5 protein-coding genes are annotated in these 8973 nt (G+C 61.6%); 1 reads left to right on the top strand and 4 read right to left on the bottom strand.

Going from position 1 to position 8973, the window contains the following annotated elements; all coding sequences use genetic code 11:
• Positions 1–578: 578 nt before the first annotated feature.
• Complete coding sequence (locus EVC45_RS42605; protein ID WP_129964089.1) at positions 579–1883, bottom strand: cytosine permease; 1305 nt, start codon at positions 1881–1883, stop codon at positions 579–581.
• Between the two features lie 35 nt (positions 1884–1918).
• Positions 1919–3379 (bottom strand): amidase, encoded by a 1461-nt coding sequence (locus EVC45_RS42600; protein WP_129964088.1) that lies wholly within the window; start codon positions 3377–3379, stop codon positions 1919–1921.
• A gap of 218 nt (positions 3380–3597) precedes the next feature.
• On the opposite strand from EVC45_RS42600, the gene EVC45_RS42595 reads away from it, so the two are divergent.
• The gene (locus EVC45_RS42595) at positions 3598–4335 is read left to right on the top strand and encodes a response regulator transcription factor (RefSeq protein ID WP_168991657.1); all 738 of its coding nucleotides are present in this window, start codon (positions 3598–3600) and stop codon (positions 4333–4335) included.
• Here the strand turns inward: EVC45_RS42595 and EVC45_RS42590 are convergent.
• Positions 4284–6689, bottom strand: a complete 2406-nt coding sequence (locus EVC45_RS42590; RefSeq protein ID WP_129964087.1) for an ATP-binding protein — start codon at positions 6687–6689, stop codon at positions 4284–4286. The two genes, EVC45_RS42595 and EVC45_RS42590, sit on opposite strands and share 52 nt — an antisense overlap.
• 5 nt (positions 6690–6694) lie before the next feature.
• Positions 6695–7987: a cytosine permease gene (locus tag EVC45_RS42585; protein WP_129964086.1), complete on the bottom strand. Its 1293-nt coding sequence runs from the start codon at positions 7985–7987 to the stop codon at positions 6695–6697.
• Positions 7988–8973 lie beyond the last annotated feature (986 nt).

The following is an 8973-nucleotide window of genomic DNA, read 5'->3' as shown; positions in this document are numbered from 1 at the left end:
TTCCTGATCGCTGGCAAGCTCAACTTCACTTCGATCAACCCGCATACTGCATAACCCATTTGAATTTCAAAAGAGCCAAACTTAAGAAGCAAAGCGGATGGCGCTGGATGTCGCGTGATATAGGCTTGCTCCTGCAATCACGCCCTCTATGATTCGTCGCTCGTTGTACGGCAGCTGAAACCTGTCCTTCCGTTGCTTTCAGCGTGCGCCTGGCCGGGGAACAACTCTGCGGAAGTTGGCACAGGTGCGTGGAGCGGCTCTATACGGCCATTGGGAGAGAGGGCGTTACGCGAACCTTGTATGCGCTCAAGCCGATAAACGACAACCCAAACACCGAAAAGGATAGCGAAGCCGCATCGGCCTGCACACAGACTGCGACGGCCGGTGATCCGCCGACCAACACCTCCACGCAAACGACCGCTGCCAGCTCGGAAGGTGCCCCAGGTACTTGAGGGCACCGAAGGACCGTTGTTGGTCGCAAGTACGTATTCGCGATGCGACGACTGAAGTGCGATGGAACTATTTTGGTCGTGGCCCGCGCTGCCGTTTGGCGACCCCGCCAAACGGCAAATGTTCCGCTAGAGCAACTCGTTGCGCTGACGCACTTCGCGCATCGCCCCTTGCGACATCGCGTAATACGATGTCGCCCCTACGAGCATCCCAGCGACTGCTTCGGAAAACCATGGTGCCATGCTGTGCACGAACAACGCGGCCAACGCGCCAAGTACCCATGCGGCGAACGCGCTGCCGCGGAAGTTCGGTAACTCATCGTCATAGGCGTAGTGTCGGACGAAGATCTGATCGACGATGATGATCGCGCCGATCGGTGGTACCAGCACACCGAGCAGGTTGAGCCAGTTCAGGAACAGGCTCCATACACCAGCCACGGCCAGCAACCCGCCAAGCAATCCAAGCAGGACCGTCATGGTTCTCATCTTCTTGCCCGCAATGCGTCCCCAACCCACCGCACCGTTGTACAGGCAATGCGTGCACACCGACCCGAGGTTGACGAAGACGAAAACCAGCGCAATCGCCGACAGCACGCTGCCATGGCTGGTCAGAACCGGCATGAAGTTACCACCTTGTGTCGCCGGTGCCGCAGCGGCCCCCGCGCATACGATCAGGATGCCAAAAAGTTGGGCAATCATATTCGCAATCGGAAAAGCGGTGAGGGTCGCATAGACGGCACTCTTGCCGTCTTTTGACCAGCGGGTGAAGTCCGCGGTCATCGTGCCGGAATCGGCAAAGGTCGCCACCACCAGCGTGACCGCGCCGCCGAAGGACATCAGGCTGTTGACCCCAAGTCCGCGGTAACCAGACACGCTTGTCAGCGCATGCTCCGATCCGATCAGGTAGAGCGCGACGAGGCCGAGCAGCACATAGAGCGGCGCGGCGATCATACCGACGAGCGATAGCGCGCGAATGCCGATGAACGTCACGGCGGTGTAGAGCAGGGTCGCTCCGATAATGGTCGCCGTTTCGTTCCAGCCGAAAGACGCATGGACGGTCGTGCCGGTGAGGCCGGTCTGAAACGCGTACCATCCGACGACGACGCTCGCGAGAAAGCCGGATGTGATCGCATAGCCCTTTTTGCCAAAGGTCCGTTCGGCCTGCAGCGCAAAGTTGCGACCGGTACTGCCGGCGATGAAACTTAACGTGCCGACGTACGTGAGCAGAATCGCGTTGCCCATCAATATCGCGAGCAGCGCCCGCGAGAAGCCGAGGTTATAGGCGATCACGCCGCCGAATACGGCGTTCGTGATGATCATCGGAAAGCCGAACCACACCGCCGCTACCGAAGACAACTGGTGGCGATGCGAGAGCGGGACGGGTTTGTGCTCGAACTCTTCGTCGAGCCCATGCTGTTCGGTCGAACTGGTCATGATGTTCCCCTGGGTTCCCTTGCTGGATGGGCTGATTACTGCACGAGGCCGAGCTCCTTGAGCAGCGGCGGCAACGTGTTGCGCCACGGACGCGCCCGCTCGAATGCCGCCGACGCACGCAACACAAGCGGATCGTCGAGATGGCGCCCGACGATCTGCAACCCGATCGGCAGTCCATCGCTCGTGAAGCCCGCCGGCACGGAGGCCGCGGGTTGTCCCGTCAGGTTGATCGGATAGGTGAACGCGAGCCACTGTGTCGGGGCGACCATGCGTCCGTCGGTCTTCTCAGGTCCCTGGCAATGAACCGGGAAGGGGGGAACCGTCAGCGTAGGCGTGAGCAGCAGGTCGTAGTTCGTCATGAAGCGCCACATCGTGTTGACCACGTTCTTGCGGGTCACCATCGCGTTGGTGAAGTCTTCGGCCGTCCACGGATGATTCAGAAACGCGACCAGATGCGGCGACATTTCTTTACCCCATTGCGCCACCATCTCGCGCATACCTTTGAGGTCGGTGTCCATCGCGACGATGGCCCAGAACGCGTCGAAGGGATCGCTCCAGCCGGGATGCGCTATCTCGACGTGGCAGCCCAGATCGCGCTCGAAGACACGCACCGCGTCATCGACGACGCGACGCACCTGCGGGTCGACGGCCGCATAGCCCCAGTCCGGGCTGTACGCAACCCGCAGCCCTTTCAGATCGCCATCGAGCGCTTTGAGCCAGTCGAATCCTGCATCCGGCAGCGAATGCCGATCGCGCGAGTCAGGGCCTGCGATCACCGACAGCATCAGCGCGCTATCCGCCACGGTTCGGCTCATCGGGCCGATATGCTCGAGGCTCTCCCAACTCGACACGCCCGGATAGCGCTCATCGCGGCAGCCAGGATAGAGCGGCACCCGCCCCATCGACGCCTTGATGCCGTAGATTCCCGAGTGCGCCGCCGGAATGCGGATTGATCCGCCGCCATCGCTGCCCACGGCGAACGGAACCTCTCCGCTTGCCACCGCCGCGCCTGACCCCGCGCTGGAGCCGCCCGGGGTCATGTCCATATTCCACGGGTTACGAGTGGTTTCGAAAACAGGGTTGTGGCCCACGCCGCTGTAGCCGAATTCCGGCACGTTGGTCTTGCCGACGATGATCGCGTCGGCCCGCTTCAGCCGCTCGACAACGACGTCATCTTCGTCGGGCACGAAATCCTTGTATGCGGGCGATCCCGAAGCAGTCCTGATGCCCGCCGTGCAAACGAGATCCTTGATGCCGACGGGCACGCCCGCCAATGCGCCGACGTCGTCGCCACGCAGAATGCGCGCTTCGACGTTGCGTGCCTGCTCGCGCGCCGCTTGCGACGTAATCGTGCAGAACGCGTGGATCGACGGCTCGACTGCCTCTATCCGCGCGAGGTGAGCCTCGATCACTTCGACAGGCGAAATCTCCTTGCTGCGAATGGTCTTGGCGAGGCTGACCGCGTCCATGCCGCAAATCTGTTGCCCGATATCCATGCTCGTCTCCTGATCCGGTTTCTTTAGGGGTGGTGTGCTCACTATCGGGCGATCTTGTGAACGAGTCTGCACTGTCAATTGAACAGTCTATGGCGGTTTGTTAAAATTTGTGAACAGAGGCGCGCAAGCGCTGCAGGCAAGGCGCAGCGGCTGATCCAGCCGCGCATGACAGGCGGCGCGCGTCCCCGCCAGGCGAGCGAAGAATTCACGAGGAACTCATGCTGCAGAGCCGCACTGCCCAGCGCATCGCCGTGGTCGACGACGATCCGTCCATTCGCGAGACCCTCGAAGGGTTTCTGGAGGCGGAGGGCTATGACATCTGTTGCGCTGCCGATGCCGACGAACTTGACCGCATGATGCGTGTGCAGCCCGTGGATCTCGTGCTGCTGGATATCCGGCTGCCGGGACGCAATGGCCTGTCGTTGACGCGCGAACTGCGCGAGAAGTCCGAGATGGGCATCATTCTGATCACTGGCCGCAATGACAAGGTCGATCGCATCCTCGGGCTCGAATACGGCGCAGACGACTACATCGCGAAACCCATCGATGAACGTGAGCTGCTGCCGCGCGTGCGGAACCTGCTGCGGCGGGTGGAGCACAGCCGCAGCGCGACTGCGCCTTCGACGCTGTCGTTCGGTCAGTTTCGGCTCGACACACGCGGGCGCAGCCTGACCGATCCGGCGGGCGCGACTGTGCCCCTGACGACCGCGGAGTTTGATCTTCTTCTGGTATTTGTCAGAAACGCAGGCCACGTGATGTCGCGGGAGCGTTTGATCTCCGCGATCAAGCGGCGCCGCTTCGAGTCAATGGACCGCACGATCGACACGCTTGTGCGTCGTTTGCGCCGCAAGATCGAGACGGATCCCGACAACCCGCACCTGATCAAGACGGTTCACGGCACCGGCTATCTGTTCTCGGGCTCGGCGGCCGCAGACGACAACAGGACGCGCACGTAGCGCTGCACGTCCCGGTAGATCGTGACGACAGTCAACGCCGCATCGGCGACTTCCGTCGCGCTTGCTGTCCGGGCAATCTGTTCGAGATCGGCCGCGGCATCCGCCAGTTGCTCGAACCCGACGTTCGATGCGGCCCCCGCGAGGCGATGCGCGTTTTCCGCCACCGCGTCGAGGCCGGCGCGGGCGCAACCGGTCGCAATGCCTTCAAGTGCGTCGGCCGCCGTTTGCTCGAACGCGGCGACGATGCGCAGAGTTCGATTTTGTCCCAGTTTCTGGCGCAGCCGTTCGATGCGCTCCGGTTCTTCGATCGCAACCGTCTGCGTCGGCAGCGTGGCCTGTCGCAACGCGGAGCGAAGTGTGTCTACCTCGACCGGCTTTTCAATGATCCCATCGATGCCGCGCAACAAGTAAATTGGTCTGTCGGTTGGCAGCGGATTCGCGGTCAGCCCGAGTATCGGGCCTGTATGCCGGTTTGGCTCGCGGCTCGAGCGAATCGCAGCCGTGGTAGTGAGTCCGTCCATCACCGGCATGCGGATATCCATCAGGATCAGATCGAAACGCTGTGTCTTGAGGATATCCAGCGCGTCTTGTCCTGAGCCTGCAGTTGTCACGTCGCATCCTTCGGCGCGAAGCAATTCGCTCACGACATCGCGATTGAGCGCCACGTCGTCCACGATCAGCACGCGCGACGCGGGCGCTGGCTTGGCCGCGCTTTCCTCGCGCTGCGCCAATTCGAACGGCAAACGCACCGAGAAAGTCGAACCGAGTCCGACCGTACTGCGCACCGAAATCGAGCCGCCCATCGCTTCGGCGAGGCCCTTGCTGATTGCAAGACCGAGACCCGTTCCTTCGAAGCGCTTTTCGTGTCCAGTTTCCGCCTGCGAGAACGGCCGGAAGAGCCGCGGGATGACCTCCGGCGCAATGCCGATCCCCGTGTCGGTCACGTCGATGACGATCTCGATCGAAGCGTCGATGCGTGCGGCGACATCCGTCTTGACCTCGATATGTCCTGCCTCGGTGAACTTGATGCCGTTGCTGACGAGGTTGATGACGATCTGCTGCAAGCGTGCGGGATCGCCGAACACGGCTGAAGGCAGCGGCGCGAGCGCGCTCACGCGCACGGCCAGCCCTTTTTCCGCGGCAGCAGCACTGGCCAGCGTGGCGGCGCCCGTGATCACCTCACGCAAATCGAAGCGACGCCGCTCTAGCCGGATATGCCGGACCTCGAGCAACGCGAGATCGACGATATCGTTGATGATCACGGCCAGCGTCTTGCCCGCCTGAATCATCCGGCGCACGATCTGTGCAGCGCCATCGGGCAGCTCATATTGAACGAGCAGTTGCGCAAGTCCGAGCACGCCGTTGACGGGCGTGCGCAACTCATGGCTCATCATCGCGAGCGATTCGGACTTCATCCGCTCGAGCGCCTCGGCTGCATTCTTCGCTTTGACGAGCGCGCTCTCGGCTTCGTGTCTCACCGTGATGTCCGCCACACTCGCGATGATCATCCGCTTCGAGCGAACCGCCAGTGACTGTCGTGAGACCAGCAGATGACGTCTCGAGCCGGCGTTGCGGCTGGTTTCGAATTCGCTGGTCTCGATTGCACCGCCCGTATCCTGTTCGGAAATCAGCCAGCTGAAGAGCGGTCCCTCCTGCCGCAGCGCTTCCTGTAGTCTGCCGGGCGCACGCGGCGGATCGTCGAGAAAGAGATCGAGAGCCTGGCGGTTGGCGAATTCGATCTGCCCTTGCGCATCGATCAGCAGAAGCGGGATGGGCGATGCGTCCAGCAGGCGGTGTACCGAGTAGTCGCTCAAGCGGCTCTCGCGCACGAGCAGCAGCAGGCATGCAAGGAAGAACACAGCGGCAATGTCCATCGCGATACGGCCGAACAGTCCAGCTGCCAACGCGGAGAGCGGCGCGGAGGTCATGACGGCGACCTTGCTGCCACGAAGCGAGGCGAATAACGCTCCATGGCGGATGACGAAGCGGCCTTTGGTGTCCTGGTCCTGCGCCGATACGAATTCATGACAGACGGGACTTCCCGCGCAGCCTGATGCGAGTGGCACTGCGACTGTCCTCTGCGCCGGCCATGCGGCGATGCCCGCGGGCAGGCCGCTCGAACCGCGCTCGCCATCGTCGACGAGCGTCACGCCGTTTGACGTATCGGCCCCGGATTCGGCCGCAGCAAGCTGGATAGCAAGACGTGCCTGATGCAGAAGCAGATTGTCGAGCGCATCCTTGCGGGCCTGAAAAAGGAGAAACGCAAGCGACGAGATCAGCACGATCACGACGATGGCAGTTCTCGACTCAGCAGGGGGGCGCGAGGTGACCGTTTTGTTTCGGGTGCCGAACATAGGTATCAGTCGAGGGCTTCCACGCCGGCAGACTGGCCGCCGAGGTCTGCGCCCAGTCGACGCGAAGCTACACCGGACAGAAGAAGATAGAGGCAGCCGGCTGCGGGCGCGCTGACCAGAGGCGTGATCACGCCGGGAATCAGCCGGTCGCAGAGCAGTGCCACCAGCATCCCCGCTCCTGTTGCGAACAACGCGGCCAGATTCACAGGCGCTACGCGGGCGCGCGAGAACCCCACCCGAACCCGCACGACGTAGTAGTCCGCGACGATCACACCGCCGATCGGCGAAGCGAGCGCCGCGAGCAGCAAGGTCCAGCCGGACACGTTGCCGACGCTGTTGGTAATGGCGAGAAGAATGCCGAGAAGCGTCGCGGCGCTCGCGACTCCCATCCAGGGCAGCGTGGGAAACGCACTTTTGAATGTCACGCCGGCGTTGGTCAGGCACGCATCGCAGGTCGTCCAGTTGGAGACGATGACAAGCACCAGCAGCAGCCACGACAGCGCATTGCCCGAAGTGAACAGATTGCTCACCTGGATGCCTGACGCCGCGACCAGAACCCCCAGGATGAGAAACGGAAGGTTTGCCAGCAGGAAGCCGATTGCCGTCGCCTGTACCGCTTCGTTGCCGGTGCGGCAAAACCGTACGATGTCACCCGTCATCGTGCCACTCACGACGAAAGTGCCGAAGGCAATGCAAACCCCCGTGCCGAACGGCAACGAACCGCCAATCGGCCCATCGAGCAGCACAGCCCATCGGGGTACGAGCTGATGCGCAAATACGATCGCAGCGAAGACGATCATTGCCGGGATCGCAATCGCAGTCATGTTGAACCCGTGGCTGATGCGGACAATGACCGGCAATGCGAAGAGAACGCCTATGACGCAGATTGCGAGTATCGGATCGACGTGCAGGTGCAGCGCGGCAGCGAGAATCGTTGCCGTTAGGGCGACGTGAAAGGCGAACCAGCCGGTGACGAGCGTCCCAAGTAGCGCGCCCGGGATGACCGCGCCCCAGCGGCCGAACACGCCTTCGAGTACGAGTTGCGAACTCAAGCCCCAGCGTCCTGCAGCGAAACTGATTGCCGCCGAATAGATGAAGAGGATCCAGTTGCCAAGGGTTGCGGCAAACAGCGCATCGAGCGTGCCGAGAGAAGCCTGCAGGTAACTGCCCACGATGATGGAAGCGAACGCGGACGAGAAGCCGGACCATGCGAATGCGGGAAAGATGAGTCCGCGCCGCCGTGGTAGAGGGATCGGCCTGGTGCCGGCGCCGTCGTTTGCGTCGTGAAGAAGGTTCATGGATGCGCCAACCTGCGATATCGCGAAGCGATCTACACGCCAGATAGTCTCACAGACGCAGGATGCCGGCGCGTCATATCGACGCTCGTAATGATCCGCTAAAGCATCGCGCAATGCGGGGCTCGTGACATGAGCCTTCTTCGATTGAACCGACAGTCACGTTGGAACCCGTTCGAAGAACCGGCGGCGAGCAGTAGGGCTTGTCATAGCAATGTACCTGGTGGGTGGTTAATTCGTCGAGTGCGTCACAAACTACATTCCTGGCGATGGTCGCTGCCGTTCGATTCGGGCTTTTGACGAATGACCGGTCTGGATCGTCGACGGGCCGCCTGAGCGGTGTTCGTTCAGCGTCAGCAACGGCCGAGCCGAACGCATAGGCTTTCCGGCACTTTTCGGACTGAAGCGGTCTCGAGGATGTTGTCCTGCAGGAGCGACGCTGGCACAGGTCCGCCGGTTTTGTCCCAGGGGAACCATGCTGGAGCGCGGCCGCACGATTCCGATGTAGCATCGTTTCGCGCGGCCAGAACCAAAGATGCGGGGACGTCGATACCCGACTCGGGAAGAGGTACTGTTCCGACCTCAGGGCAGCCTTTTCAAGCCACGCGCCGACCGCCTTGCGGCTCGACTCGGTCAGTTCAAACTGGACAGGGCGCTGCGTCTTTCGCTGGATGACTTGCGTCCGCGACAGAACCTGATTGCCGTGCGTGACATCGCGGACTCGCAGACTGACAAGATCACAACCATGCAGTTTGCTGTCGATTGCAAGGCACCTCGCGCATCGTCATCGTTATCGTCCCAGTCGCATTCATCGCCGGCGCTCCCAGAAACACGTCCGGCGCTCAACCTAACCAGAACGCGACATTTGTATCTTGCTAGAACACGACATTCTCATATTGCTTCTATAAATCTTGTCTCCGCTAAGTTCAAATGTCGTGCCTCCAGCTAAATAGAAATGTCGGGTTTTGCTGTGCTTTTTCTTATGTTTC

The organism is Paraburkholderia sp. UYCP14C (assembly GCF_004197395.1).
Lineage (GTDB): Bacteria > Pseudomonadota > Gammaproteobacteria > Burkholderiales > Burkholderiaceae > Paraburkholderia.
The sequence above is the reverse complement of the archived record's forward strand: the minus strand, read 5'-3'. Positions and strand labels throughout refer to the sequence as shown.

Excerpts from the sequence above, each read along its gene's own strand:
- EVC45_RS42605 (WP_129964089.1), bottom strand. The coding sequence starts at position 1,883 with ATGACCAGTTCGACCGAACAGCATGGGCTCGACGAAGAGTTCGAGCAC.
- EVC45_RS42600 (WP_129964088.1), bottom strand. The coding sequence starts at position 3,379 with ATGGATATCGGGCAACAGATTTGCGGCATGGACGCGGTCAGCCTCGCC.
- EVC45_RS42595 (WP_168991657.1), top strand. The coding sequence starts at position 3,598 with ATGCTGCAGAGCCGCACTGCCCAGCGCATCGCCGTGGTCGACGACGAT.
- EVC45_RS42590 (WP_129964087.1), bottom strand. The coding sequence starts at position 6,689 with ATGTTCGGCACCCGAAACAAAACGGTCACCTCGCGCCCCCCTGCTGAG.
- EVC45_RS42585 (WP_129964086.1), bottom strand. The coding sequence starts at position 7,987 with ATGAACCTTCTTCACGACGCAAACGACGGCGCCGGCACCAGGCCGATC.